Raw genomic sequence first — 25,081 nt, 5'->3', positions numbered from 1 at the left:
GCGGTATCAGGATTTCGGGAACCACGGGAACAGCATCGGCGTGCTGCGCTGGTAGTCGCGGTAGTTGTCGCCCCGCGTGCGCAGGGCCTGCTGTTCGGTAAACGGAATGCCGCTGATGTAGCGCAGGAACAGGTACATCACCACCGGCCCCAGCCAGCCCAGCCAAGCCAGCGGCGCGCCGATGGCGGCGACCGCGTAGGCGCACCAGTGCAGCCATTCGAAGAAATAGTTCGGATGGCGCGAATACCGCCACAGCCCGCTGCGGCAGGTCTTGCCGCGGTTGGCCGGGTCGGCGCGGAAGCGCGCCAGCTGGGCGTCCGCCAGCGATTCGCCGCCGACCGAGACCAGCCAGATCGCGGCAGCCACGGCCAGCTGCCAGGGCGCGGGCGCCGGATGCCCGGCCACCGCGGCCAGCGGCAGCGAGAACAGCGCCACCAGCAGCGCCTGGAACTGGAAGAAGCCGAAGAACTTCGCCTGGCTTCCCTGCCAGTGTTCGCGCAATGCGCGGTAGCGGCCGTCCTCCGGTTCGCTGCGCACGCGCGCCCACAGGTGCAGGGCCAACCGCAGCGCCCAGGCGGTGGCCAGCACGCCCACCAGCAGGCGTGCGCCGGGTGCGCCGGTGCCGGTCAGCGCCAGCAGCAGCGACGCGGCGGCCAGGCCGGTGGACCACAGGACGTCCACGATGCCGGCATTGTCGCGGCGGCGCTGCCACAACCAACCCAGCACCATCAGCACGGCGGCCAGCAGCCAGATCCATGGCAGTTGTTGGGCGGGGGTCATGCGGTATCTCCAGCGGAATGGGATTGCAGCCCGCGCCGGGCCAACCAGGCCAGCAGCGGCATCGCCAGCGCCCAGCCCGCCGCCAGCGCCAGCAGGCTGTGCCACTGCGGCTGCGCGAACTGGACGACGTCCCAGCCGCGCGCGGCGCCGAGATAGGCCAGCGGGCCGCCGATGGCGCCGAACACCGCGGCCAGCAGCAGGCGCCGGTGCAGATAGCCCAGCAGCGGGACGATGGACAGCGCGAACGCCCACCACAGCGCCAGGATCCACGCCGGCGAGCCGGCCCACGGCCAGGCCACCGCGTAGTCAAGCAGGCCGGTGCGCACCCACAGGTTCTCTAGCAGCAGGCCCAGCGCCAGCGCGACCACCACCAGCCGCGCTTCCAGCGCCCGGTGCGGCGACACCCACAGCCGCCACAGTGCGAACAGCCCGGCGGCGGCGACGCCCGGCCACCACAGGCCGTGGCCGGCGCCGATCACTGCCGCGAACCAGGTGGCCTGGTAGGCCAGCAGGGTCAGCCAGAAGGTCATGCCGCCTCCGCGTCCACCGGGCGCCAGCCCGGTTTGGCCATCAGCAGGTGCGACACGCCGATGGAGCGCTCGCGGAACCCGCCTTCGCAATAAGCAAGGTAGAACTCCCACATGCGGACGAAGCGCTCGTCATAGCCCTGCGCACGCACCGCCGGCAGCTGGGCGAGGAAACGCTCGCGCCAGGCCTGCAGGGTGCGGGCATAGGACAGCCCGAAATCCTCCAGGCCCACCAGTGCCAGGTCGCTGCTGCGGGTCTTCGAGGCCAGCATCGCGCTGACCGAGGGAATGAAGCAGCCGGGGAACACGTGGCGCTTGATGAAGTCGACCGAGGCCAGCGCCTGCTCGTAGCGGTGGTCCTCGATGGTGATGGCCTGCACCAGCGCCAGCCCCTCCGGCTTCAGCAGGCGGCCGATCTGGGCGAAGTAGCTGTCCTGGAAATCCGCGCCCACCGCCTCGATCATTTCGATCGACACCAGCTTGTCGTACTGGCCGGTGAGGTCGCGATAGTCGGACTGCAGCAGGGTGATGCGGTCGCCCAGCCCCGCCTGCTGGATCCGCGCCGCGGCCAGGTCATGCTGCTCGCGCGAAATGGTGGTGGTGGTGACGCGGCAACCGTAGTGCTTGGCGGCGTGCACGGCGAACCCGCCCCAACCGGTGCCGATCTCCACCACGTGGTCGTCCGGGCCCAGCGCCAGCTTGCGGCAGATCAGGTCCAGCTTGCGGGTGGAGGCCGCTTCCAGCGTGTCGTCCGCGCCCGTCCAGTAGGCCGAGGAATACATCAGGTCTTCGGAGAGGAACAGGCGGAAGAATTCGTTGCCCAGGTCGTAATGGGCGGCGATGTTGCGCCGGCTGCCGCTGCGCGTGTTGCGGCGGAGCAGGTGGATGGCCTTCATCGCCAGGCCGCCCAGCCGCGCGCTGCCGGTTTCCATGCCGTCCAGCAGGTCGCGGTTGCGCACCAGCAGGCGCACCAGCGCCACCAGGTCGCTGCTGCGCCACAGCCCATCCATGTAGGCCTCGCCGGCGCCCACGCTGCCGTTGCCGGCAAGTGCGCGATAGAAGCCCGGATCCAGCACCTCCAGCGTGACCGTGGGGCCATCGCCGGCGCGGCCGACCGCGATGGTGCCGAGGGCGTCGCGCACCTCCAGATGGCCGTGGCCGAATCCGGACAGGCGTTCGAGCAGGCGCTGGCGCAGGAACCGGTCGAAGGCGCCGAATGCGCTGGCCGGTGCGGACTGGACGATGGCGTTCAAGAACGGCCTCCTGAAAGTCGGGGGTGGTCGTGGAAAGGTGTGCGCTTGAGCCATAGCCGCAGCGCCTGCCAGTAGATGGCGCCGATCACCTGCGCGGTCATCAGCGGATAGCGCCACAGCACCCGCGCCAGCGTGGCGGTGCCCAGCGGCCGACGCTGCAGCTGCAGGTGTGCGTCGAACTCGCGGCCGTGCGCGCCCAGCACGGCCATGTTGACGTGCAGGGTGTCGCCCGGGATCGTGAAGCGCCAGTCGTAGCGGCGGGCCATGCCCACGAACGGGGAAACATGGAAGGTCTTGTCGAAGTCCCAGCGCAGCATCCGCCCGTTGCCGCGGGCGGCGCCCGCCGGCAGCACATAGGCATGCCGCTCCAGCCAGGGGGTGTTGGTGATCTCGGCGACGATGCTGTGCAGGGTCTCGCCGTCAGCATCGAAGCAGTAGTAGAAGCTGACCGGGTTGAACACCACGCCGGCATAGCGCAGATGCGCCAGCAGCCGCACCGGTCCGGCCGGCCGTTCGCCGGTGGCGGCCTCGACGCGATCCTTCACGGCTTCCTTGAGCGGGCGTTCCGGCGGGCCCAGGAAATCCGAGCGGCGGAATTCGGCCAGCGCGCGTCGCGTCGCCGACCACAGCCAGCGGCCGCGGAACACGGTTTCGATTTCATCGAGGTCGAGGTAGAGCTGCGCCATCCGGTACGCAAACGCATGCGGCCGCGGCGCGGCGCGGCGATGGCGCACCACGCCCTCATACACGGCGCTGTGCAGGGGCGTGTTCATGCCGATGCGCCGTCGTCCGGCCAGTCCACGCCCAGCCCTGCCGCCACGTCGACCGCGCTGCGCATGCCGTCCTCGTGGAAGCCCCAGCCCCAGTAGGCGCCGGCGAACCAGGTGTGGTTGCGGCCCTGGATGCGGTCCTTGCGCCGCTGCGCCGCCACCGAAACCGCGTTGTAGACCGGATGCTGGTAGTGCAGCCGGCGCAGCACCTTGGCCGGGTCGATGGCCTCGCTGCGGTTCAGCGTGACCACGAAGGGCTCGGGCGAACGCAGGCCCTGCAGCAGGTTCATGCAGTAGCTCACCGTGCAGGGCGCGCCGGGCGTGCCGGGCACGAAGGCGTTCCACGCCGCCCACGCCTTGCGGTGGCGCGGCAGCAGGGAGGCATCGGTGTGGAGCACCACGTCGTTGGGCTGGTAGGCGATCGCGCCCAGCACGTCGCGCTCGGCGTCACTGGCATCGCCCAGCAGGGCCAGCGCCTGGTCGCTGTGGCAGGCCAGCACGATGCGGTCGAAGCGCTCGCTGCCCACCACGCTGTCCACGATCACGCCGTGGGCATCGCGGGTCACCGACCACACCGGGCAGCGCAGCCGTTCCTGCACCTGCCAACGGGCCCGCAGGGCCGACACATAGGTGGACGACCCGCCCCGCACCACCCGCCATTCGGGGCGGCCGCTGACCTGCAGCATCTGGTGGTTGGCCATGAATTGCACCAGATAGCGCGCCGGGAAGGCCAGGATCTGCTCCGGCGGCGACGACCACAGCGCCGAGGCCATCGGCACCAGGTGGTCGTCGCGGAAGGCTTCGCCGTAGCCGTTGTCGTCCAGCCAGTCGCCGATGCCCGGGCCGGGGCCGTCGCCCTCCAGCAGCGCCGGCGCCTGCCGGTAGAAGCGGAACAGGTCGCGGACCATGCCGAGGAAGCGCGGCGACACCAGGTTGCGGCGCTGGCAGAACAGCGTGTCCAGCGTGGCGGCGTTGTATTCAAGCCCGGTGCGCGCGTTGTGCATCGAGAAGCTCATCGTGGTGGGCTGGGTGGCCACGCCCAGCGCGCGGAACAGCCGCGTCAGCAGCGGGTAGTGGGCCGGGTTGTGGACGATGAAGCCGGTGTCCACGGCGTAGCGCTGGCCGGCCAGCTCGATCGGGTGCGTATGCGTGTGGCCGCCGAGGTAGTCGTTGGCCTCGAACAGCACCACGTCGTGCGCCTGCGACAGCAGCCAGGCGCTGGCCAGGCCGGAAATCCCGGAGCCGACGACGGCGATCCGCATCTCAGCGCTCCGCCTTCGCCAGCACCCACTCGGGCACCGGCTTGAGGTCGCGCACCAGGCCCAGCAGCGCCATCAGCCGCAGGCCGTACCAGGTCAGGTCGATCTCCCACCAGCGGAAGCCCTGCCGCGCGCTGCTGGAATAGAAGTGGTGGTTGTTGTGCCAGCCCTCGCCGAACGTCAGCAGCGCCAGCCAGAGGTTGTTGCGGCTGTCGTCGGTGGTGGCGAAGCGGCGGCTGCCGAAGCGGTGCGCCAGCGAATTGATCGTCACCGTGGCGTGGAACAGCACCACGGTGGAGACGAAGAAGCCCCAGACCAGCAGCTGCGGGCCGCTGGTGCCCAGCCCCGGCGCAGCGCGCTCCAGCAGCGCGCCCAGCGCGTACAGGCCGGCGGCCATCGCAAGCGGCACCGCCACGTCGTAGCGGTCCAGCCAGCGCAGCTCCGGATAGCGCGCCAGATCCGGCACCCGGCTGAAGTCGGTGGCGAACGCGCGCCGGGTCAGGAACCAGCCCATGTGGCTGCGCCAGAACCCGTAGCGCGGCGAATGGGGATCTTCCAGCGCATCCGAATGCCTGTGGTGGTGGCGGTGGTGGGCTGCCCACCACAGCGGCCCGCGCTGCACGCTGGCGGCGCCGACCAGCGCGAACACGAACTGCAGCACGCGCGAAGTGCGGAAGCTGCGGTGCGAGAAATAGCGGTGGTAGAAGCCGGTGATCGCGAACATCCGCACCGCGTAGAGCAGCGCGGCAACCAGCAGGGCCGCCGGCGAAACGCCCACCCACAGCACCGCAATGCAGCCGAGATGCAGCAGCACGAACGGCAGCACCCGCAGCCAGTCCACCCGGTCCGCGTCGGCGCCGGTGGCCACCGGTACGGCGGCGCTGTCGAACCACTGGCGCAGGCGTCCGCCGCCGGGCGGCGGCGTGGGGCGGGAGGAGGAGGGCGCCGAGTCCTGGGGCATCGCGGATATCCGGTTGGGTCGCTTCCACTACGCGGCGCTGCGGCGATTGGATGCAACGCCCCCGGCACCGCGGCCTGCATCCAATCCGGCGCCCCGCGCGTAGGAACGGGCGAATCCCTTCCATGGCCCGCGTTGCCCTACCATGCGCCCAGACCCTTACCCTGGAGCCCTGTCGCCTTTCGAGGCGGCCAGAGCCATGTCGATCGCCGATGCAAGCCCCGCAGAACCGGGCTACTGGTCCGCGCAGATGCAGGCGGTCGCGCGGCGGCGCGACCAGGACTGCTTCATGCGGATCTACGACCATTTCGCCCCGCGCGTGCGGCTGTACCTGCGCGGTTTGGGGCTGCAGCACGCGGTGGCCGAGGAGCTGGCGCAGGAAGCCCTGCTGCGGCTGTGGCAGCGCGCCGACAGCTACGACGCCAACCGCAGCACCCTGTCCACCTGGCTGTTCCGGATCGCCCGCAACCTGCACATCGACCGGCTGCGGCGCGAGAACCACTGGATCGCGGTGGACATCGAGCCGGAGCTGGAATTCGAGGAGGAAACCGAGAATCCCGCGTTTTCCTCCGCCGAGAGCTACGCCGCCCACGCCGACCTGAACGAGCGGATCGAACGCCTGTCCGCGAACCAAGCACGCCTGATCCGTATGTCCTATTTCGAAGCCAAGTCCCACCAGCAGATTGCCGATGAACTCGGCATGCCGCTGGGCACGGTCAAGTCCTCCATCCGCCGTGCCTTCCTGCGCCTGCAGTCGGGCGTGCAGGAGGCCGTATGACGCCGCGCCACCATCTCGACCCCGCCACCCTGGTCAGCCACGCCGCCGGCGCGCTGTCGCCGGAGATGGCGGCCGTCGCCGACACCCACCTGGAGGGTTGCGCGCACTGCCGTCGCCAGCTGGCCGAGGCCGAGCACGTCGGCGGCGCGCTGCTGCTCCAGCAGCAGCCCGTGGCCGCCGAGCCGGTCCTCGCCGGTCGCCTGCGCGACGACATGCTGGCGCGCCTGCGCGAGCCGGTGCCGGCGCCGAAGCCGGAACCCGAGACCGCCCCCGCCCGTCCGCCCGTCGACGCGCTCCCGCGTCCGCTCCAGCCCTATTTCGGCAAGACCTGGAAGGCGCTGCGCTGGCGCTGGATGGCGCCCGGCGTGCACATGATCCGCGCCGCGCGCGGCAGCGGCGACACGCTCGTGCTGCTGAAGATCGCGCCCGGCAAGAGCATGCCCATCCACAGCCACCGCGGCAGCGAGCTGACCCAGATCCTGAAAGGCGCCTACGACGACGAACTGGGCCACTTCGGTCCCGGCGACATGGCCGATCTGGACAGCGACGTGGAGCACCAGCCGGTGACCTCGCCGGGCGTGCCCTGCATCTGCGTCGCAGCGCTGGACGGCCCGCTGCAGTTCCGCGGCTGGCTGGCCCGCAAGATGCAGCCGCTGGTGGGCCTGTAATCCCGGCCCAGCGCCCGGCGCAGCCGGCAACGCAAACGGCCCGCATCGCGAGATGCGGGCCGTTCGTTTTGGCGCTTGCGGCGGATCAGCCGCGGTGGCGCAGCGACAGGAACTCCTTGCGCAGCGACGGGTCGGCCAGGAAGCGGCCGCGCATCACGCTGTTGATCATCTTCGATTCGTCGTCCTTCACCCCGCGCCAGTGCATGCAATAGTGGTCGGCCTCCATCACCACGGCGATGCCGTCGGGCTTGAGGCGCTGCTCCAGCAGGTTGGCGATCTGGCTGACGGCTTCTTCCTGGATCTGCGGCCGGCTCATGACCCAGTCGATCAGGCGGGCGTACTTGGACAGGCCGATCAGGTTGGAATCGGCATTCGGCAGCACGCCCACCCAGATCCGGCCCATGATCGGGCACAGGTGGTGCGAGCAGGCGCTGCGCACCCGCAGCGGGCCGACGATCATCAGCTCGTTCAGGCGCTCGGCATTGGGGAATTCGGTGACCGCGGGCGCCTGCTGGTAGCGGCCGGCGAACAGCTCGCGCACGAACATCTTGGCCAGCCGGCGGCCGGTGTCGCGGGTGTTGTGGTCATGCTCGACGTCGATGACCAGCGCGCGCAGCATCTCCTGCGCCTTGGCGGCCACCTCGCCCTCGATCGCCTCCAGGTCGCCGTCCTCGAGGTAGTCGGCGATGTTGTCGTTGGCGTGGAAGCGGGTGCCGGCGCTGTGCAGGCGTTCGCGGACGCGCTGCGACGCGGTGAGCGGCGCAAGGCGCTGGATGGATGCGGGTTCCCGCAGGGGATGCGACATGGCGTGGCCTCGAAGGCAGGGGAAGGGCGCGCCGCGCACGGTCGATGCCCGGCGCAGCGCGTGCCAGTGCTTACGCCGGCGGAGCGGTTTTGGATGCGGAGATCTAGAGCCCGTCGAGGTCGGCCAGCACCTGCGCGGCGCGCTCCACCAGCGCCTCCCGGCGCGCGGCCGGCATGCGCGCCAGCTGCCGGTAGGGCATCGCCAGCCGGGGGTTGCCCGCCAGTCGCGCGCCGTTGCGGTCCAGGAAGTCCCAGTACAGCGCGTTGAACGGGCAACTGCGCGGGCCGGTATGGGCGTCGCGACGGTAATGGCACTGGCCGCAGTGGTCGCCCATGCGGTGCAGGTAGGCCGCCGACGACACGTAGGGCTTGGTCGCCAGCAGGCCGCCGTCGGCGAACTGGCTCATGCCCACGGTGTTCGGCAGCTCCACCCATTCGAACGCGTCGATGTAAATGCCGAGGTACCAGCGGTGCAGCGCCTGCGGCTCCAGCCCGGCCAGCAGGGCGAAGTTGCCGATCACCATCAGCCGCTGGATATGGTGGGCATGGGCGTTGGCCAGCGACTGGCCGATGGCGCTGCGCATGCAGGCCATGCGGGTGCGCCCGGTCCAGAACCAGGCGGGCAGCGGGCGCTCGTGCCCGAATGCGTTGCTGCTGTCGTAGCCGGGCATGCGTGCCCAGTACACGCCGCGCACGTACTCGCGCCAGCCCAGGATCTGGCGGATGTAGCCTTCCACCGCCGCCAGCGGCGCGCGCCCAGCGCGGCCCTCGGCCTCGACCCGGGCGATCACCTCGGCCGGCGAGAGCATCTTCACGTTCAGCGCGAACGAGAGCAGCGAGTGGAACAGCCGCGCCGCGCGGCTGCTCAACGCGTCCTGGTAGTCGCCGAAGTGCGGCAGCGCGTGCTCGACGAAGGCGTCGAGCTGGCCCAGCGCCTCCTCGCGGTCGATCGGCCAGCGGAACGCGCCCGCCGACGGTTCGCCGAAGCTGGCCACGCCGGCGGCTTCGATGCTCGCCCACAGCGCACGGTGGTCATGCACCGGCCGCAGGTCCGGCGGTTCCGGCGGGTCGCCGCGCCACGGCTTGCGGTTCTCGGCATCGAAGTTCCAGCGTCCGCCCAGTGGGCTGCCGTCCAACTCCAGCAACACGCCGTGGCGTTGCCGCATGTGCCGGTAGAACAGCTCCATGGTCCAGCGCTTGCGCGCGCCGAAGAAGCTCGCCACATCGTCGCGCGCGGCGAGGAAGTGGTGGCCGTCCACGCAGCGCGCCGGGATTTTCAGGCTTGCGGCATGGTCGCGCAGCTGCTGATCCAGCCGCCATTCGTCCGGCGCCTGGTACTCGAACGATGTGGCGCCGTGCTCCGCCATCAGCCGGTCCAGGTTGGCGGTCAGCGAGGGCAGATGGTCGGGATCGTCGATCCGCAGGTAGGCCACGCGGTGGCCGGCGGCGCGCAGCCGCTCGCCGAAGCGGCGCATGGCGGCGAAGATGGCCAGGATCTTCTGCGCGTGGTGGAGGACGTAGTCGGTTTCCTGCCGCACTTCCATCAGCACGTACAGGACGTCCGGTGAAACGGCGTCGAACCAGGGATGCCGCGGATCCAGTTGGTCGCCCAGGACCAGGCGCAGGCAGGTCATCCGGTGCGGATCGCGCGGCGTTCGCGCCAACCCAAGGCGCCTGCGGCAAGCGCGGTCGCGGCCACCAGCACCGCCAGCGCCAGGGCGACGCTGGCCGCCGTGCCGGCGCCCGGCAGCGCGGATGCCTGCTGCTTGGCATGCACGCCCAGCAGGCCCCACACCGCCGCCAGCGCATACCACGGGTTGCCGCGCAGCTTCACCACCACGGCCAGCAACAGCACCCCGGCCAGCGCGAACAGCACCAGCGTCCACGGCAGCATGCGTTCGACCGGCAGCAGCTGGAACGCCACCACCACCTGCGCCACATTGAGGAACGCCGCCAGCGACACCCAGCCCGCGTGCAGCGACAGCGGCAGCCATTGCCACCACGGCCCACGCCGATGCCGCTGCGTTTGCGAGGCCAGCCACGCCGCGCCCAGCAGGCACCACAGGCTGCCCCAGATGATCGCCAGCGCCAGCCAGAACCATTGCAGGGTGAAGACGATCATCCACAGCGAGGTCAGCGCGAAGCCCATGGCAGTGAGCACGCGGATGCGCAGCAGGCGGGTGCCCGGCTCGCGCACGCGGACCTGGGCGATGCCGAACACCGCGTCCAGCAGGAAGATCGGCCCCCAGATCGCGAACGCGTAGCCGGCGGCCACGATCAGGGTGGGGTAGCGATCCGAGATCTCGCCGTTGGTCGGGCCCAGCAGGCCACTGTTCGACAGCCAGCCCACCAGCGGCATCGCCAGCGCCAGGATCAGGACCAGGAACCTCATTTGCAGTCCCCGTGGAAGGTGTCGCGGCCGGCGCCGGATTCCGGCCAGCGCTGCGGCACGCGCTCGATGCGGTCCACGTCGTAGCCCAGCGTGCCGGCGCGCGCCAGCATCGCCTGGTAATCGCTTTCCGGCACGGTGGGCGTGCGCGCCATGTACCAGAGGTAGTCGCGGGCATCGCGCACGATCAGCACCTGGCTGTAATCCGGTGCCAGCCAGCCGACCTTGTACTGCGCCTTGAACAGGCCGAAGAAGCGGATCCTCCATTCGGCATTGCCGGTGCCGGGCACCACCAGCCCGGTCGACTGCAGCAGCTTCACCGGGCTGTCGAAGCCATCGGCCCGGTAGCGGTACCAGGTGCAGACGTTGCCGTTGCGGTCGAGCCGGTAGGTTTCCACCGGGTTGTGGTTGCCGCGCTCCAGCCGCGTGGGGATGATGCCGATGACGTACCAGCGTCCCATGAACCGCGGCAGGTCCACCTGCTGCACGGTCCGGATCGGCGTACTCGCCTCCGCGCATCCGGTCAACAGGGCGGCCAGCAGCAGGGGCAGTGCAGAGACGGCGAAGCTGCGCATGATGGAAGGTCGGCATTGGGAGAGATGCCGGTTTTACGCAGGCGTGCGCCGACCGGATGCAGCAAGGTTGGCGGCCCGGCGTGCATCCGCTGGGGCGCGCCGCGCGTACGCCAAGGCATTCCATGACGCGGGTCCGGTGAAGCCGATGGCTGAGAAATATCTGGTGTACGGGGCAACGGGTGGCGTGGGCAGCGCGCTGTGCCGGCGGCTGGCCGCCGAAGGCCGGGCGCTGCACCTGGTGGGCCGGGATGCTGCGCGCCTGCAGGCGCTGGCGGGCGAGCTGGACGCCAGCTGGAGCGCGGTCGACGTGCTGCAGCCCGACGCCTTCGCGCAGGTGGCGCAGGACGCAGGGCCCACGCTCGCGGGGCTGGCGTACGCCATCGGCAGCATCAACCTGAAACCATTCGAGCGGATGACCGCCGGCGACTTCGATCGCGACTTCCGCCTGAATGCGTCCGGCGCAGCGCTGGCGGTGCAGGCCGCGCTGCCGGCGCTGCGCGCGGCGCCGGCCCGCTCATCGGTGGTGCTGTTCTCCTCGGTGGCGGCCGGGCGGGGGTTCCCCATGCATGCCTCGATCGGCATGGCCAAAGCGGCGGTGGACGGGCTGGTGCGATCGCTGGCGGCGGTGCTGTCGCCGGCAGTGCGCATCAACGCGATCGCGCTGTCGCTGACCGACACCCCGCTGGCGCAGCACATCATCGCCAGCGACCGCCTGCGCGAGGCGATTTCCGCGGCGCATCCGCTGGGTCGGCTGGGGACGCCCGAGGACGCCGCTGCCATCGCCGCGTTCCTGCTCTCCTCCCAGGCCGACTGGATCACCGGCCAAGTCCTCGGGGTCGATGGTGGGCGTGGCGCGGTGGCGGGCAAATAGGCCGCCGCCGTGTCGCGGATGCGCAGCAAGCACCAGCTGCCGCACAAACTGTGCGCAACCTGCGGCCTGCCGTTCCAGTGGCGACGCAAATGGGCGCGTGACTGGGACGCGGTGCGCTACTGTTCCCGGCGTTGCCGGGGGCGCGGCTGAGGAGGCGGGCGATGGGCAAGCGGGTGCTGCTGGTGGGCGCGACCGGGCTGGTCGGGCAGGGCGTGCTGGAGGTGCTGCTGGGCTCGCCCGCTATCGCGGGCGTGAGCGCACTGGTTCGCGGCCCGTTCCGGGCCACGCATCCGAAGCTGCAGGCGCTGCGCGCGCCGGGGTTCTCCGCCGCCGCGCTGGCGGACCTGGACCTGTCCGGCCACGACGCCTGCGTGTACTGCGCTGGGCCGCTGCCGCTGGGAATGACCGAAGCGGCGTACAGCGAGGCCACCGTGGCCACCCTAGCGCGCGTGACCACTGCCTACGCCGCCGCCAATCCCCGGGGATACATCGCTTACGTCTCGGGCATGGGCGCCGATCCCGGCAGCCGGCTGATGCCGCTGCGGGTGAAGGGTGAAGCCGAACGGGTGCTGGCTGCGGCCGGCGTGGCCCACACCAGCCTGCGCCCCGGCGTGGTCCGTCCGCTGCCCGGAGTGGTCTCGCCCCATCGGATGCGGCGATGGCTGTACGCCCTGGGGGCGCCGGCACTGGCGGTGGCAGGGCGCTGCCTGCCGGGCATGTTCACCAGCACGCGGGCCATCGGCGACTGCATGCTCCGGCTGGTGATCGACGACCGCCGGCGTCCGGCCGTGATCGAGAACGCCGGTATCGCCGGTGCGCCCGGCTGATCCGGCGCCCGCGGCGGCCGCGTCGCCCTCGGATATGAACGCGATACCCGCGTGGTGTTCGTCAACGACGCGTTCCGGCACCTGGCCGGCTATGCCACCGATGAGATACTGGGCCATTCCGCGCGGATGCTGTACCCCTCCCACCACGACCCGATGTTCTACCGCAACCTGCGGACCTCGCTGCGCGACGGCAAGGCGTTCCGCGCCACTTTCACGTACCGGCGCAAGGACGGCAGCCCGTTCTACGTCGAGCAAAGCATCTCGCCGGTACTCGATGATGCCGGGCGGATCACCCACTACGTCAGCACCGGCAAGGACGTCAGCGAGCGGGTGGAGCGTGAGCGCCACCTGCTTGAAATCGCCAGCCGCGACGCCCTGACCGGCCTGTACAACCGGCTGGCCGGCGCACGGATGCTGGAGTCGCTGGTCGCCGAAACGCAGGCGGCAGGCCAGGCTTTCAGCGTGATCCTGGCGGACCTGGACCATTTCAAGCACATCAACGATTCCCGCGGCCACCAGGCGGGAGACGATGCCCTGGTCACGGTCGGCGCCATCCTGCAGGCGGGTATCCGCGGTGGCGACCTGGCGATTCGCTGGGGCGGCGAGGAATTCCTAGTGCTGGCGCCCGGATGCGGGATCGCACAGGCAATGGAATTGGCGGAACGGCTGCGGGCAGGCGTGGCGCGCGCGGAGATCCCTGCATCCGGTCCTGTAACGGTTTCGCTGGGAGTGGCGCAACTGGCAGCCGGGGAGGCCGTCGCCGAACTGCTGCAGCGGGCGGACGAGGCGATGTATCGCGCCAAGAGCGGCGGCCGCAAACGCGTCGAGGCTGCGGCCCCTGCCTGATCAGGCGGGCAGCGCCCCCCAGGCGGCCAGCGCGGCATCGCGGGAGGCGCCGAGGTCGACCATCTGGGCAGGGTAGCCCTTGGCGGCGAGCGCGGCCGGGTGACGCCATGCCTCGTGCAGCGCCTTCGCGGGCAACGACGCCAGCTCCGGCAGCCAGCGTTTGAGATAGGCGGCGTCGGGGTCGAACTTCGCCGCCTGCAGGTACGGGTTGAACACGCGGAAGTAGGGCGCCGCGTCGGCGCCGCAACCGGCCACCCACTGCCAGCCCAGGGTGTTGTTGGCCAGGTCGGCATCCACCAGCGTGTCCCAGAACCAGCGGGCGCCGTGCCGCCAGTGCTGGCGCAGGTTCTTGGTCAGGAAGCTGGCCACCACCATGCGCACGCGGTTGTGCATCCAGCCGGTGTGCCACAGCTCGCGCATGCCGGCATCCACCAGCGGGATGCCGGTGCGGCCGCGCTGCCAGCGCTCCAACAGCGCGTGGTCCGCCTCGGCCCAATGGAACGCATCGAAGCGCGGGTTGAAGTTCTCCTCCGGCGTGTGCGGGAAGTGGTAGAGCAGGTGGTGCGCGAACTCTCGCCATCCCAGCTCGCGCAGGTAGGGCTCGAGGTCGGGCCGCTGCTTCGCGTCGACGCCGGCGGCGCGGTCCTGCAGCACGCGCTGGATCTGGGCCGGGGTGATTTCGCCGAAATGCAGGTGCGGCGACAGGCGCGAGGTGCCGTGGCGCGCAGGCAGGTCGCGACCTTTCGCATAATCCGAGACGGCATCGTCGGCGAACACGTCCAGCAGCTCGCGGGCACCGGCTTCGCCCGGCGTCCAGGCCGCGGCCAGCCCCGCATCCCAGCGGATCGCCGGCAGCAGCCCCAGCGCAGCCGTGGGCAGGCTGCCAGGCAGCCGCAGCCAGTCGCGCGCCCGCGCTGCCGGCAGCGGCGCGGCCTCCGGCAATCGCGTGCGCAGCTTGCGCCAGAAAGGCGTGAATACGCGATACGGCTGGCCGGCGTCGGTGGCCAGCGCCCACGGCTCGTGCCAGAGGTTGCCGGCGTGGCTGTGGACCTGCAGGCCGTCCTCGCGCAGCGCGGCCTTGAGCGCGGTGTCGCAGGCAATGCCGGCGGGCTCGTAGCGACGATTCCAGTAGATCGCGGTGGCCCCGGTCGCGCGGACCACGTCGCGCAGCCGATCCAGCGTGTTGCCAGCCAGCACATGGAGATCGGCCCCTTGCGCCGCCAACTGCACGCGCAGCGCCTCCAGCGCGTGGTGCAGCCACCACAGGCCGGCGGCGCCGGGTTGCCACGGCGTTTCCTCCGCGGGCGCGTGGACAAAGACCGGCAGCACCCGATCATGTCCTGCGCAGGCCGCGGACAGGGCGGGATTGTCGGCCAGGCGCAGGTCACGCCGGAACAGCACCAGGGCGGTGGACATCAGGCGATCCGCCTTCGATTCGGGATTGGGGACCGCGGGTATACGCGAAACCGGAAGAATTCGATGCATCCCTTGTTGAGTCTTACATAATATGCATTATGCGAAATTAAAGAACGACCGCCGCAGGCGCCGTGCGCGCCTGCAACCGATTTGCTCCGGTTTTCAGGCGGGCGTTCCCGTTGCGCATTTCGCTATAGTTCCGCTACTGCATGGGGTACGGCGAGCGCCACCGACAATGTCTTCCATTCGATGCATTCCGGCGGCCAGCCTGCGGACCGGCATGTATCTGCACAAAATCGGCGGCTCCTGGCTCAGCCATCCGTTTCTGCGCAACAGCTTCCTGTTGGAGGATCCGGACGACGTGCGCCGAATTGTCGAGGCCGGCATCGACAGCGTGTGGATCGATGAGTCCAGGGGCGACGCGCTGCAGGATGTCGAAGCGATCGGGGGTGCCCCCCCTAGCGAAGCGCTGGGAGCGGCAGTGACGCTGCCCGGCACGCCCGGCGGGCTATCGAGCGCCCCCAACAACGGACCGCAGCGCCTGCACGCCACCGCCACTGCGCTGGATCTGGAAATCGAGCGTGCGCGGGATATCTGCCTGGCCGGCAAGGCACAGATCGAGGCGATGTTCTCGGACCTGCGGCTGGGCCGGACGGTCAGCCAGGACTCCGTGCTGCCGCTGGTCGAGGAAATCTCCGCGTCGGTGTTGCGCAACCCGGCCGCCCTGATCAGCGTGGCCCGCCTGAAGACGCACGACGACTACAGTTACCTGCATTCGGTGGCGGTGTCTGCGCTGATGCTGGCGCTGGCCCGCCAGCTCAGGCTGGATGAGCGGCTGGTCCGCATGGCGGGAGTCGGCGGACTGATGCACGATCTGGGGAAGGCATTCATGCCGCTGGACGTGCTGAACAAGCCGGGACGGCTGACCGACGAGGAGTTCGAGATCATGAAGCGCCATTCCGGTGCGGGCGCGCAGGCGCTGCAGGAAGGCGGCTGCGAACCGGGCATCGTCGACATCGCCCTGCACCACCACGAGCGGATGGACGGGCGCGGCTATCCCGATGGCCTCGGCGCGGACGAAATCTCGCTGCTGTCCCGGATGGGCGCAGTCTGCGATGTCTACGACGCGGTGACCTCGGTGCGGCCCTACAAGCGCCCCTGGGACGCGGCGATGGCGATGCGGGAAATGGCGCGGTGGGACGGGCACTTCGACAACCGCATCTTCAATGCCTTCGTGAAGTCGGTGGGCATCTATCCGGTCGGCTCGCTGGTCCGGCTGTCTTCGGAGCGGCTCGCGGTCATCCTCGAACCGGGACGCGAGTCGCTGCTCAAGCCGCGGGTGCGCGCGTTCTATTCGTTCCGTTCGCGGGAGAAGATCCTGCCGCAGTCGCTGGACCTCGCGTCGCCGGATTGCCGGGACCACATCGTTTCGCCCGAGAGCCCAGAAACGTGGGGCCTGGGCAACCTCGAGGCGCTCTGGCTATGAGCACCCTGCCCCCGGCCGACGGCACCCTGGGCGGCAGGTCCGGGCAGCCCGAGATCTATCGCCTCGGCGCCAGCGGCCCCAGCCTGAACTCGGTGCTGGCCGGCGTGGATGGCACCACCCGCAAGCTTGCCCTGCTGCACATCGACGTCGACGGCATCGGCGCGATCAACGCCACCCTGGGCGAGAACATCGTCGAGCAGGCGCTGCGGGTGGTTGCCCGCCGGCTGGTGCAAGCGGTGCCCGACGATGCCTGGCTGTGGCGATTGGGCAGCGAGGAGTTCGTCGCCGCGATCGCCTACCGCGAAGGCGGGAGCGACGGCGAAACCCTGGCCGAACGGCTGCGCGAGGCGTTCGACGCGCCGGTGCAGGTGCAGCCGTTCGTGCTCGATGTGACGCTGTCGATCGGCATCGCCATCTATCCCGACCATGCGCACGACGCCGCCGCACTGCTGGTGGCCGCCGAGCAGACCATGCGCCGGGCCAAGCGCAGCGGGCCGGGCGGGCAGGCGGTGTACGTGCCCGACGCCCTGCCCGACCCGGCCAACGATCCGGGCCGCGAGCACCCGGGCCACCGCTTCGTGGACGCCATCGCACAGAGCGAATTCCGCCTGTATTACCAGCCGGTGGTCAGCGCCCAGCACGGCAGCATCGTTGCCTGCAGCTCGCTGCTGCGCTGGCACAACACCCAGGAGGGCGTGCTGCGCGCGAACCGCATCCTGCCAGCGGTGGAGCGCGCCGGCCTGGCGGGCGCGGTGGGCCTGTGGACGATCGAAACCGCGATCGGACAGGTGCAGCGCTGGCGCGGCATGGGCATCGACTACCTCAACGCGTCGGTACCACTGGAAGGCGTGCTGTTGAGCCGCGCCGAATGCCTGGACCTGATCGGCGAACTGCTGCACCGTTACGACGTGGCCGGCGCCGCGATCGAGTTCGAGGTTTCCGAATCGGTCCTGACACTGGATGCACCGCACGTAGCCGCCAACCTCGTAGGCCTGCGCGGCATGGGCGCGGTGCTGACCCTGGGCGATTTCGGCATGCGCGGGCTGAGCCTGGCCACGCTGGCGCAGTTCCCGCTGGACCGGCTCAAGATCGACCGCAGCTTCCTGCGCAATATCACCACCAACCCACGCAGCGCGGCGCTGGTACGCGGCATCATCGCGATGGGCCACCAACTGGGCATGACGCTGGTGGCGAAAGGCGTGGAAACCGATGCCGAACTCGGTTTCCTGCGCCGCAACCATTGCGACTTCTTCCAGGGTTACCTGTTCAGCCCGCCCCTGCCCGGCACCGACATCGACGAGTTGCTGCGCCAGCGCTTCCTGCTGCCGCATGTGTTCCAGGACAGCGCCGCGATGCAGCCTACCCGCACCCTGCTGCTGCTGGACGACGAGGAAAACGTGTTGCGCTCGCTGGTCCGGCTGCTTCGACGCGACGGCTACCGCCTGCTGACCGCGAGCAGCGTCAGCGAGGCGTTCGACCTGCTGGCCAGGAACGACGTGCAGGTAGTGCTTTCCGACCAGCGCATGCCGGACATGAGCGGCACCGAGTTCCTGGCCCGCGTGCGCGACCTGTATCCGGACACGGTGCGGCTGGCCCTGTCCGGCTATACCGACCTGGAGACGATCAGCCAGGCGATCAACCAGGACGCGGCCTACCGCTTCCTGATCAAGCCCTGGGACGATGCCGACCTGCGCGAGCATGTGCGCGCGGCGTTCCGGCTGGTGGAACAGCGCCGCGCCGGCCAGCACCGCGAATAACGCGGGTCGGCCCGACTCAGCCCGCCGCCGGGTCCTGTTCGCGCGGCTGCCGGATCGGCAGCACCACGCGGAAGGTGCTGCCCTGCCCCACCCGGCTGGACACGTCGATGCGGCCGTGGTGCTTGGTCACGATGCCGTAGGAGATCGCCAGCCCCAGCCCGGTGCCGCGGCCGATCGGCTTGGTGGTGAAGAACGGGTCGAACAGGTGCGGCAACGCCTCCGGCGGAATGCCGCAGCCGCTGTCGGTGATGCTGATCCACGCCTCCTGCTCGTCGCAGCCGCTGGCCAGCTCGATGGTGCCGCGCTGCTCGATGGCCTGGCCGGCGTTGAGCAGCAGGTTCAGGAACACCTGGTTGATCTCCGAGGCCAGGCATTCCACCGGCGGCAGGCTGCCGTAGTGCTTTTCCAGCCGGATCTTGTACTTGAGGTCGTTCCAGACGATGTTGAGGGTGGAGTCCAGCCCCTGCAGCAGGTCGGCCGGCTGCATCTGCTGGTCGCGGCCCACCCGCGAGAAATCCTTCAGGTCCTGCACGATCTTGGTCACGCGCTCGATGCCTTCGCGCGATTCCCTCAGCAGGTTGGGCAGGTCGCCGACGATGTAATCGATGTCCAGCCGCTGGCGCGCCTGCAGCAGCTCGTCGCGGCGGGCCGCCGGGTCTTCCGAGAACAGCGCCTCGTGGTACTTCTGCACCAGCGCAAGCAGCGCCGTCGAGTAGTCCTGCAGGGTGCCCAGGTTGGAGCCGACATAGCCGATCGGGTTGTTGATCTCGTGGGCGACGCCGGCCGCGAGCTGGCCGATCGAGGCCATCTTCTCCGACTGCAGCAGCTGTTCCTGGGTGCTGGCCAGGCGGTCGACCGTGCGCTGCAATTCTTCGTATTGCCGCTGCCTCTCGCCGCGTTCGCTGATGTCCAGCACCACCATGAAGCAGTGGTCGCTGTGCGGGGCGTGGCCGCAATGGATCTCCAGGGTCAGCGGCGATGCCGCGGGCGGACGCACCGCGCGATGCCAATGGCCGCTGCGGACCGATTCCGCCCAGTTCTCGTCGGAGATCATCGCCACCAGCGATTCCGGACCACTGCCCGGCGCCAGCTTCTCGGCCAGCGCCAGCGCCGCCGGATTGGCGGCATGGACGCGGCGGCTGCCGTCGAGAAACAGCACGGGGAAATTCACCGTGCTGGCGGCCCAGATGGCGTCGTCGCTCCACAGGGAGGACGGCGCGGCGTCCATGTTCATCCGCTTCCCAGCCACCTGGATTGGGTCTGGGCGCTGGCGTAGCCGGCGCCGTTGTAGACGCCGTTGGCCTCGTTGCGCCCCAGGTGCCGCAGCGTCCACGCCACCTCGCGGCGGCGGCGCGCCAGCAGCACCGCGTTGGCGCGGTTGAGTTCGTGCAGCTCCGAGACCCGCGGCATGTCCGCGGCCCCGGCGGTGCGCTCGGCTTCGGCCAGCGCCTCCAGCTTGGCCTGGGTGGAGCGCAGCAGCGCGTCGACGTCGTGCTCCAGCAAGGCGCGACGTTCGGCCTGCAGGGCAGACTCAAGCGCGTCCAGCGGATGCACGGCCAGGCTCATCCCAGCAGCTCGCGTTCCAGCGCCAGCAGGCGGTTGGCGATTTCCTGCGGGTGGATTTCATAGGTGCCCGAGTCGATGGCGCTGCGGATCTCCTTGATCCGCGCCATGTCGAGCTTGGCGGGAGTGGCCAGGTCGCGCGCCATCGCCTTCAGGCCCACCGCTTCCCCGGTCAGGCGCAGGCTGTCCGCGGGCGGTGCCGCGGCGACCGCCGCGTCGCGCGCGCCGCCGGCGCGAACCGGGCCGGAATCGCTGACAACCGACGCCTCCACGGGCTTCGCCGGCAGGCCGCCTTCGATTTTCGTGGTCATGGGAATGTGACTCCGGTCAGTGTTCGCAGACTGTAACGGCAGGCCAACGTGCGACTTTAGGGGAATAGCGCGGAAAACATCAATTGACCACTTCCACCGAGCCATCGGCTGCCAGCCGGCCGCGGATGATCCGGTGGGAGCTGTCGTTCTCGACGTTCAGGATGCCGCCCGCCCGTGCCTGCCCCAGCGCCCGGCCGCCCATCCGGACCTCGGTCCCGCCGAAGCTGGCGCGCAGCACCACCGGGTCGCCCCGTTTGACCATGACGGCCGCTTCGGCAATTTCTTCACTTGCCTGGGCTGCCTGCCCTGCCCGTGCCTGCGCGCCCAGCCGCAGGGGGACGAACAGCCGCCAGCCGGGGCTGTCAGGGCAGCGAACGTCCGCCACGGTAGGGCTGCTGGCGCTGGCGGTGAGCGGCTGCCGGCAGGCAGGCAGGCGCAGGCCCGGAGCGACCATCGCCTGGGCGGATGCATCCGCCTGCAGCGCCGCCAGCGCGGCGTCGCGGATGGGCTGCAGGGGCTGCGCATCCTGCGCCCCGGCGGTCGCGGTGGCGGCCAGCAGCAGGCAGGCCAGGAGCTTGCGGGGAAGGGTCATCGGGATTTCTCGTGCCGCAGGGGTGTTCGCAGGCAGGGACGCAAGAAGCGTGCCGGACTCAAGCCGCGGCGATCGGGGCCGACAACGGCGTCATGCAACGCAATCAACTGCTCGACCGCATCGACCAACGCATCCGCCTGGCCGGCCACAACCGGCTGGCCCTGCTGCTGTTCCGGCTGGGGGGGCGTCAGCTTTTTGGCGTGAACGTCTTCAAGGTACAGGAAGTGCTGCCGCGGCCGGCGCTGTTCACCATGCCGCAGCTGCCGGCCGGCTTCCTCGGCGCCGCCGACATCCGCGGCCGCAGCGTGCCGGTGCTGGACCTGGCCAGCGCCATCGGCCAGCCTGCCGATGGCCCGGCCAACTACCTGGTCGTCACCGAATTCAACCGCTCCGTGCAGGGCTTCCTGGTGTCGGCGGTGGACCGGATCGTCAATATCGCGGTGGAGGACGTGCGGCCGCCGCCGGAATTGGGCAACGACCCGCACTACCTGACCGGCGTCACCCGCTACCACGACGAGCTGATCCAGCTGGTGGACGTGGAAAGCGTGCTGGCCGAGGCCCTGCCGCCGCCGCCCGGCAAGATCGAGATCGCCCCGATCGCCCGCGCCGGCAGCCGCGAAGTGCTGGTGGTGGACGATTCGCGGGTGGCGCGCAACCAGATCCGCCACGTGCTGGAGCAGTTGGGCGTGGCCTGCACGCAGCTGTCCGACGGCCGCCAGGCGCTGGACCACCTCAAGCAGCTGGTCGCCTCCGGGCAGGACCCGGTCCAGCGCTACGGCATGGTGATCTCGGACATCGAGATGCCGGCGATGGACGGCTACACGCTGACGTCGGAAATCCGTCGCGACCCGGCGCTGAGCGGCCTGTACGTGCTCCTGCACACCTCGCTGTCAGGCGTGTTCAACCACGCGATGGTCGAACGGGTGGGCGCGGACGACTTCGTGCCCAAGTACTCGCAGCAGGAACTGGCGGACCGGATAACCAGCAGACTTTCAGCGATTGCTTGAGAATATCACGTAACGGTTTGTTCCTTAAAGAAACCGAACTGAGCTGAAAGCGCGAAAAAATCGCGTGCGGCAGGTGGTGGCACATACGTTGCATCGACTCCTGCGGACAAACCCCTTGGAGGGGCCGCATGAGCGATTTCCTTGGCATCCACGGTACCGCGCTGGCGCTGCGTGAGCAGCGGCTGCAGGTGCTTGCCTCCAATCTGGCCAATGCCGACACCCCCGGCTTCCAGGCGCAAGACCTCGACTTCAACACCGCCCTGCAGGCGGCGCTCTCGCCGGCCACCGGCGAAGGCGGCGATGCCCTGCAGGCCGCCGCGACCCAGGCGACCTACGCCCGGCCCGGCGTCCAGCCCAGTCTGGACGGCAACACAGTGGACACCCAGCGTGAGCAGGCCACCTACGCGCAGGCGGCGCTGGAATACCGCGCCTCCATGGCCTTCGTCGAATCCAAGGTGAGGACCATGCTCACCGCCATCACCGGCCAGTAAGGGGACGCGCCATGAGCAACCTGCCGATCTTCGACGTCGCCGGCTCCGCCATGCAGGCGCAGTCGGTGCGCCTGAGCACCGTGGCCAGCAACCTGGCCAACGCCAATACCGTGGCCGGCACCGCCGAGGGCGCCTATCGCGCCAAGCAGCCGGTGTTTTCCGCCGAACCGGTGGCCGCCGACCCGGCGCTGGCCGGGGTGCAGGTGCTGGAAGTGCGCGAAAGCGACGCCGCGCCGATCCGCCGCTACGACCCCGGCAACCCGCTGGCCGACCCGCAGGGCTATGTCTATGCGCCCGACGTGGATCCGGTGGCGCAGATGGTGGACATGATCTCCGCCTCGCGCAGCTATCAGGCCAACGTGGAGGTCTTCAACAGCGCCAAGGAATTGGCCGTCGCCACCCTCAACATGGGCCGCTGAACATGAGCACCGTGAATCCCGCAGCGGGCAGCGACAGCGCCTACGCGCAGTACGCCTTCCCCAGCACCGGCAAGAGCAAGAACGACGGCATGGGCCAGGCCGACTTCCTGCGCCTGATGACCGAACAGATGAAGAACCAGGATCCGTTGAACCCGCTCAAGGGCAACGAGTTCCTCGGCCAGCTGGCGCAGTTCTCCACCGTGCAGGGCATCGAGAACATGCAGCAGGCGATGTCGGCCATGGCCAGCGTGATGGAGAACGACCAGTCGCTGCGCGCCGCCAGCCTGGTCGGCCGCGACGCGCTGGTGGAAGTGGACAAGGTGACGCTGGCCGAAGGCGCGGGCGCCAACGGCGAGATCGTCGCCACCCGCGCCGGCCCGGTCCAGCTGGAAGTGGTCGGCGCCGGCGGCCAGGTCGTGCGCCGGATCGGCCTGGAGGCTGCAGGCAGCGGCCCCGTGCAGTTCGCCTGGGATGGCAAGGACGGCGATGGCAACGCCCTGCCCGCCGGCACCTACAGCTTCCGCGCCGCCAGTGCCAGCGGCGATGCCAGCGAGGCGCTGGGCGTGCGGATGGCCGCGCGCATCGACAGCGTCTCGATCGAACCCACCGGGCTGGTCCTGAACCTCGCCGGCCTCGGCAGCATGCCGCTGTCTTCCGTCCGTCGCATCGGCTGACCGCCGACTATTCCTCTCCAAGGAGCGCACCATGAGCTTTCGCATCTCCGTCAGCGGCATGAACGCCGCCAGCCAGGACCTCAACGTCACCTCCAACAACATCGCCAACGTCAACACCACCGGCTTCAAGCAGTCGCGTGCGGAGTTCGGCGACCTGTTCGCGGTGTCCGCCTATGGCCTGTCCAATGTCACCACCGGCGCCGGCGTGCGCATGCAGGCGGTGGCCCAGCAGTTCGGCCAGGGCAACATCGACTTCACCGGCCGCGCACTGGACATGGCGATCTCCGGCCAGGGCTTCTTCACCCTGTCCAACAACGGCGCCACGGTCTATTCCCGCGCCGGCAACTTCGGCGCCGACCGCGAAGGCTTCGTGGTCAATCCGTCCGGTCATCGCCTGCAGGTGTTCCAGCCCAACGGCGCCGGCGGTTTCGACACCGGCCGCATGGGCGACCTGCAGCTGCCCACCGGCGATGCGCCGCCTGCCGCCACCGGCAATGTCACCGTGGAAACCAACCTGCCGGCCGCAGCAACCGCGCCCACCGTCGCCCCGTTCGACCCGCTGGATCCGCTCAGCTACAACCACACCACCGCGGTCACGGTGTACGACTCGCTGGGCGCCGCGCACAGCCAGTCGCTGTACTTCGTCAAGACCGCGAACCCGAACGAGTGGCAGGTGCATACCCTGGTCGACGGCAATGCGGTGGGCGGCCCGCAGACCCTGCAGTATTCCGATACCGGCGCGCTGACCTCGCCGTCGCCGGGACAGATCACCCTGCCCGCCTATGCCACTACCAATGGTTCGGCGCCGCTGAACATCGTGCTGGACCTGGGCCGCTCGACCCAGTACGGCGACAAGTTCAGCGTGCTGGGCCTGACCCAGGACGGCCATACCACCGGCCGCCTGACCGGGGTGGAGACGTCCCCGGAAGGCGTGGTGTCGGCGCGCTACACCAATGGCGTGGTGCAGCCGCTGGGCCAGGTGGCGATGACCAACTTCGTCAACCCGCAGGGGCTGCAGTCGCTGGGCGACAACGTCTGGGCCGAGACCTACAACTCCGGCGAGCCGCGCCGCGGCCAGGCCAGCACGGCCGACTTCGGCATGGTCCAGGGCGGCGGCCTCGAAGCCTCCAACGTCGACCTGACCGAGCAGCTGGTGAACATGATTACCGCGCAGCGCAACTTCCAGGCCAACGCGCAGATGATCCAGACCCAGGACCAGATCACCCAGACCGTGATCAACATCCGCTGATGAACCACCCCGCCCCCGCATTGACGGGGGCGACCGGAGGCTGCCATGACCGACAGAGCCCTCTATGTTGCGATGACCGGCGCCAGCGCCATGCTGCGCGGCCAGGCCACCGTGGCCAACAACCTCGCCAATGCCGACCGGGTGGGTTTCCAGGCCACGCTGGAGGCCACTTCGGCCAAGCCCATCGAAGGGCCGGGTTATCCGTCCCGCGTGGCCACGGAAGCGCGCACGCTGGGCATCGATGCCCGCATGGGCGCGATCCGGCAAACCGGCAACCCGCTCGATATCGCCCTGCACCAGGAGCGCTGGCTGGCGGTGCAGGACGGCAACGGTGCCACCGCCTACACCCGCGCCGGCGACCTCACCATCAACGCCAACGGCCTGCTGTCCACCGCCAACGGCCAGCTGGTGCTGGGCGCCGACGGCGCGCCGCTGGCAATCCCGCCCAGCCAGAGCCTGGACATCGCCGCCGACGGCACCATCTCCACCGTCCCGCTGGGCCAGCCGCCTTCCACCATCGCCGAAGCCGGCCGGCTGCAGCTCATCGAAGCCAAAACCACCGAACTGGAACGCGGCGACGACGGGCTGATGCGGCCGCGCGCCGGCATCGCCCCGCAGCCTGCCACCGGCGCCTCGCTGACCTCCGGCACGCTGGAGGACAGCAACGTCCGCCCGGCCGATGCGCTGGTGTCGATGATCGAACTGGCGCGCAAGTTCGAAATGCAGGTACAGCTCTTGCAACGTGCCGACGAGAACGCACGCGCCAGCGCTTCGCTGGTGTCGATGCGCTGACCGCAGCGCCTTGCACCCC

At 69.8% G+C, this 25,081-nt stretch carries 29 protein-coding genes and 1 pseudogene; 15 read left to right on the top strand and 15 right to left on the bottom strand.

All coding sequences use genetic code 11. The features are described 5' to 3' along the window. Window positions 1-6: 6 nt before the first annotated feature. From SPK54_RS00605 to SPK54_RS00580, 6 genes are read right to left on the bottom strand one after another with little or no spacing between them, the layout of a single operon-like run. Window positions 7-780, bottom strand: a complete 774-nt coding sequence (locus tag SPK54_RS00605; RefSeq protein WP_330946006.1) for a DUF1295 domain-containing protein — start codon at window positions 778-780, stop codon at window positions 7-9. After that, window positions 777-1,310 (bottom strand): DUF2878 domain-containing protein, encoded by a 534-nt coding sequence (locus SPK54_RS00600; protein WP_330946005.1) that lies wholly within the window; start codon window positions 1,308-1,310, stop codon window positions 777-779. The genes SPK54_RS00605 and SPK54_RS00600 overlap by 4 nt, the downstream gene beginning before the upstream one ends. After that, window positions 1,307-2,560 carry a cyclopropane-fatty-acyl-phospholipid synthase family protein gene (locus SPK54_RS00595; RefSeq protein WP_330946004.1) on the bottom strand — a complete coding sequence of 418 codons (1,254 nt, stop codon included), beginning with the start codon at window positions 2,558-2,560 and terminating at the stop codon, window positions 1,307-1,309. Before SPK54_RS00595 ends, SPK54_RS00600 begins: the two co-directional genes overlap by 4 nt. Then, window positions 2,557-3,333 carry a DUF1365 domain-containing protein gene (locus tag SPK54_RS00590; protein WP_330946003.1) on the bottom strand — a complete coding sequence of 259 codons (777 nt, stop codon included), beginning with the start codon at window positions 3,331-3,333 and terminating at the stop codon, window positions 2,557-2,559. Before SPK54_RS00590 ends, SPK54_RS00595 begins: the two co-directional genes overlap by 4 nt. After that, entirely contained in the window at window positions 3,330-4,592 is a 1,263-nt protein-coding gene (locus SPK54_RS00585; RefSeq protein ID WP_330946002.1) for an FAD-dependent oxidoreductase, read from the bottom strand. The genes SPK54_RS00590 and SPK54_RS00585 overlap by 4 nt, the downstream gene beginning before the upstream one ends. Before the next feature lies 1 nt (window position 4,593). Then, complete coding sequence (locus tag SPK54_RS00580; protein WP_330946001.1) at window positions 4,594-5,550, bottom strand: acyl-CoA desaturase; 957 nt, start codon at window positions 5,548-5,550, stop codon at window positions 4,594-4,596. 196 nt (window positions 5,551-5,746) lie between these two features. Here SPK54_RS00580 and SPK54_RS00575 point away from each other — a divergent pair, with 196 nt between their 5' ends. Then, window positions 5,747-6,325 carry a sigma-70 family RNA polymerase sigma factor gene (locus SPK54_RS00575; RefSeq protein WP_330946000.1) on the top strand — a complete coding sequence of 193 codons (579 nt, stop codon included), beginning with the start codon at window positions 5,747-5,749 and terminating at the stop codon, window positions 6,323-6,325. Beyond that, window positions 6,322-6,993, top strand: coding sequence for a ChrR family anti-sigma-E factor (locus tag SPK54_RS00570; RefSeq protein ID WP_330945999.1), 672 nt, complete (start codon window positions 6,322-6,324; stop codon window positions 6,991-6,993). Before SPK54_RS00575 ends, SPK54_RS00570 begins: the two co-directional genes overlap by 4 nt. An 85-nt stretch (window positions 6,994-7,078) precedes the next feature. Here SPK54_RS00570 and folE read toward each other — a convergent pair whose 3' ends face one another. From folE to SPK54_RS00550, 4 genes are all read right to left on the bottom strand, one after another. Beyond that, window positions 7,079-7,798, bottom strand: coding sequence for a GTP cyclohydrolase I (folE, locus tag SPK54_RS00565; RefSeq protein ID WP_330945998.1), 720 nt, complete (start codon window positions 7,796-7,798; stop codon window positions 7,079-7,081). A 103-nt stretch (window positions 7,799-7,901) separates the two neighbouring features. After that, window positions 7,902-9,431, bottom strand: coding sequence for a cryptochrome/photolyase family protein (locus tag SPK54_RS00560; RefSeq protein WP_330945997.1), 1,530 nt, complete (start codon window positions 9,429-9,431; stop codon window positions 7,902-7,904). After that, a complete protein-coding gene (locus tag SPK54_RS00555) occupies window positions 9,428-10,189 on the bottom strand; it encodes a hypothetical protein (protein WP_330945996.1) in 762 nt (253 codons plus the stop codon). Before SPK54_RS00555 ends, SPK54_RS00560 begins: the two co-directional genes overlap by 4 nt. Then, on the bottom strand, window positions 10,186-10,761 hold the full coding sequence (locus SPK54_RS00550; RefSeq protein WP_330945995.1) for a lipocalin family protein: 576 nt from the start codon (window positions 10,759-10,761) through the stop codon (window positions 10,186-10,188). Before SPK54_RS00550 ends, SPK54_RS00555 begins: the two co-directional genes overlap by 4 nt. A gap of 145 nt (window positions 10,762-10,906) precedes the next feature. Here SPK54_RS00550 and SPK54_RS00545 point away from each other — a divergent pair, with 145 nt between their 5' ends. The 5 genes and pseudogenes from SPK54_RS00545 to SPK54_RS00525 all read left to right on the top strand — a co-directional run bounded on the left by SPK54_RS00545 (window position 10,907) and on the right by SPK54_RS00525 (window position 13,305). Then, on the top strand, window positions 10,907-11,632 hold the full coding sequence (locus SPK54_RS00545) for an SDR family oxidoreductase (protein WP_330945994.1): 726 nt from the start codon (window positions 10,907-10,909) through the stop codon (window positions 11,630-11,632). An 18-nt stretch (window positions 11,633-11,650) separates the two neighbouring features. Continuing rightward, complete coding sequence (locus SPK54_RS00540) at window positions 11,651-11,782, top strand: DUF2256 domain-containing protein (protein WP_330945993.1); 132 nt, start codon at window positions 11,651-11,653, stop codon at window positions 11,780-11,782. A gap of 11 nt (window positions 11,783-11,793) precedes the next feature. Then, the gene (locus tag SPK54_RS00535; RefSeq protein WP_330945992.1) at window positions 11,794-12,459 is read left to right on the top strand and encodes an NAD(P)H-binding protein; all 666 of its coding nucleotides are present in this window, start codon (window positions 11,794-11,796) and stop codon (window positions 12,457-12,459) included. Between the two features lie 48 nt (window positions 12,460-12,507). Next, window positions 12,508-12,798 (top strand): annotated as a pseudogene (locus tag SPK54_RS00530) (PAS domain-containing protein); the annotation flags it as partial. Next, window positions 12,790-13,305: a GGDEF domain-containing protein gene (locus SPK54_RS00525; protein WP_330946201.1), complete on the top strand. Its 516-nt coding sequence runs from the start codon at window positions 12,790-12,792 to the stop codon at window positions 13,303-13,305. The pseudogene SPK54_RS00530 and the gene SPK54_RS00525, both read left to right, overlap by 9 nt. Here SPK54_RS00525 and SPK54_RS00520 read toward each other — a convergent pair whose 3' ends face one another. Further along, complete coding sequence (locus tag SPK54_RS00520; protein WP_330945991.1) at window positions 13,306-14,721, bottom strand: deoxyribodipyrimidine photo-lyase; 1,416 nt, start codon at window positions 14,719-14,721, stop codon at window positions 13,306-13,308. It abuts the gene before it with no gap. Between the two features lie 91 nt (window positions 14,722-14,812). Here SPK54_RS00520 and SPK54_RS00515 point away from each other — a divergent pair, with 91 nt between their 5' ends. Further along, on the top strand, window positions 14,813-16,207 hold the full coding sequence (locus SPK54_RS00515) for an HD-GYP domain-containing protein (protein ID WP_330945990.1): 1,395 nt from the start codon (window positions 14,813-14,815) through the stop codon (window positions 16,205-16,207). Next, complete coding sequence (locus SPK54_RS00510) at window positions 16,204-17,964, top strand: EAL domain-containing protein (RefSeq protein ID WP_330945989.1); 1,761 nt, start codon at window positions 16,204-16,206, stop codon at window positions 17,962-17,964. The genes SPK54_RS00515 and SPK54_RS00510 overlap by 4 nt, the downstream gene beginning before the upstream one ends. Window positions 17,965-17,980: 16 nt before the next feature. On the opposite strand, the gene SPK54_RS00505 is transcribed toward SPK54_RS00510, so the two are convergent. The 4 genes from SPK54_RS00505 to SPK54_RS00490 form a co-directional block, all read right to left on the bottom strand. Continuing rightward, on the bottom strand, window positions 17,981-19,198 hold the full coding sequence (locus SPK54_RS00505) for an ATP-binding protein (protein ID WP_330945988.1): 1,218 nt from the start codon (window positions 19,196-19,198) through the stop codon (window positions 17,981-17,983). Beyond that, on the bottom strand, window positions 19,195-19,530 hold the full coding sequence (locus SPK54_RS00500) for a flagellar protein FlgN (RefSeq protein WP_330945987.1): 336 nt from the start codon (window positions 19,528-19,530) through the stop codon (window positions 19,195-19,197). Before SPK54_RS00500 ends, SPK54_RS00505 begins: the two co-directional genes overlap by 4 nt. Beyond that, complete coding sequence (flgM, locus tag SPK54_RS00495) at window positions 19,527-19,838, bottom strand: flagellar biosynthesis anti-sigma factor FlgM (protein WP_330945986.1); 312 nt, start codon at window positions 19,836-19,838, stop codon at window positions 19,527-19,529. The genes SPK54_RS00500 and flgM overlap by 4 nt, the downstream gene beginning before the upstream one ends. Window positions 19,839-19,917: 79 nt before the next feature. After that, window positions 19,918-20,430 carry a flagella basal body P-ring formation protein FlgA gene (locus SPK54_RS00490; protein WP_330945985.1) on the bottom strand — a complete coding sequence of 171 codons (513 nt, stop codon included), beginning with the start codon at window positions 20,428-20,430 and terminating at the stop codon, window positions 19,918-19,920. Between the two features lie 92 nt (window positions 20,431-20,522). On the opposite strand from SPK54_RS00490, the gene SPK54_RS00485 reads away from it, so the two are divergent. From SPK54_RS00485 to SPK54_RS00460, 6 genes are all read left to right on the top strand, one after another. Further along, window positions 20,523-21,437, top strand: coding sequence for a chemotaxis protein (locus SPK54_RS00485; protein WP_330945984.1), 915 nt, complete (start codon window positions 20,523-20,525; stop codon window positions 21,435-21,437). 128 nt (window positions 21,438-21,565) lie between these two features. Then, entirely contained in the window at window positions 21,566-21,928 is a 363-nt protein-coding gene (gene flgB / locus SPK54_RS00480) for a flagellar basal body rod protein FlgB (RefSeq protein ID WP_330945983.1), read from the top strand. A gap of 11 nt (window positions 21,929-21,939) precedes the next feature. Next, window positions 21,940-22,347 carry a flagellar basal body rod protein FlgC gene (gene flgC, locus SPK54_RS00475; protein ID WP_190280960.1) on the top strand — a complete coding sequence of 136 codons (408 nt, stop codon included), beginning with the start codon at window positions 21,940-21,942 and terminating at the stop codon, window positions 22,345-22,347. A gap of 2 nt (window positions 22,348-22,349) precedes the next feature. Beyond that, complete coding sequence (locus SPK54_RS00470) at window positions 22,350-23,021, top strand: flagellar hook assembly protein FlgD (protein ID WP_330945982.1); 672 nt, start codon at window positions 22,350-22,352, stop codon at window positions 23,019-23,021. Window positions 23,022-23,052: 31 nt separating this feature from the next. Next, window positions 23,053-24,270, top strand: a complete 1,218-nt coding sequence (gene flgE, locus SPK54_RS00465) for a flagellar hook protein FlgE (protein ID WP_330945981.1) — start codon at window positions 23,053-23,055, stop codon at window positions 24,268-24,270. Window positions 24,271-24,315: 45 nt separating this feature from the next. Continuing rightward, window positions 24,316-25,062, top strand: coding sequence for a flagellar basal body rod protein FlgF (locus SPK54_RS00460; protein WP_330945980.1), 747 nt, complete (start codon window positions 24,316-24,318; stop codon window positions 25,060-25,062). Window positions 25,063-25,081: the final 19 nt, after the last annotated feature.

The sequence above is a fragment of the Thermomonas sp. LB-4 genome, from assembly GCF_036409385.1.
Taxonomy (GTDB): domain Bacteria; phylum Pseudomonadota; class Gammaproteobacteria; order Xanthomonadales; family Xanthomonadaceae; genus Thermomonas.
Note: the sequence above shows the minus strand (reverse complement) of the source record. Positions and strands in the feature narration are given on the sequence as shown.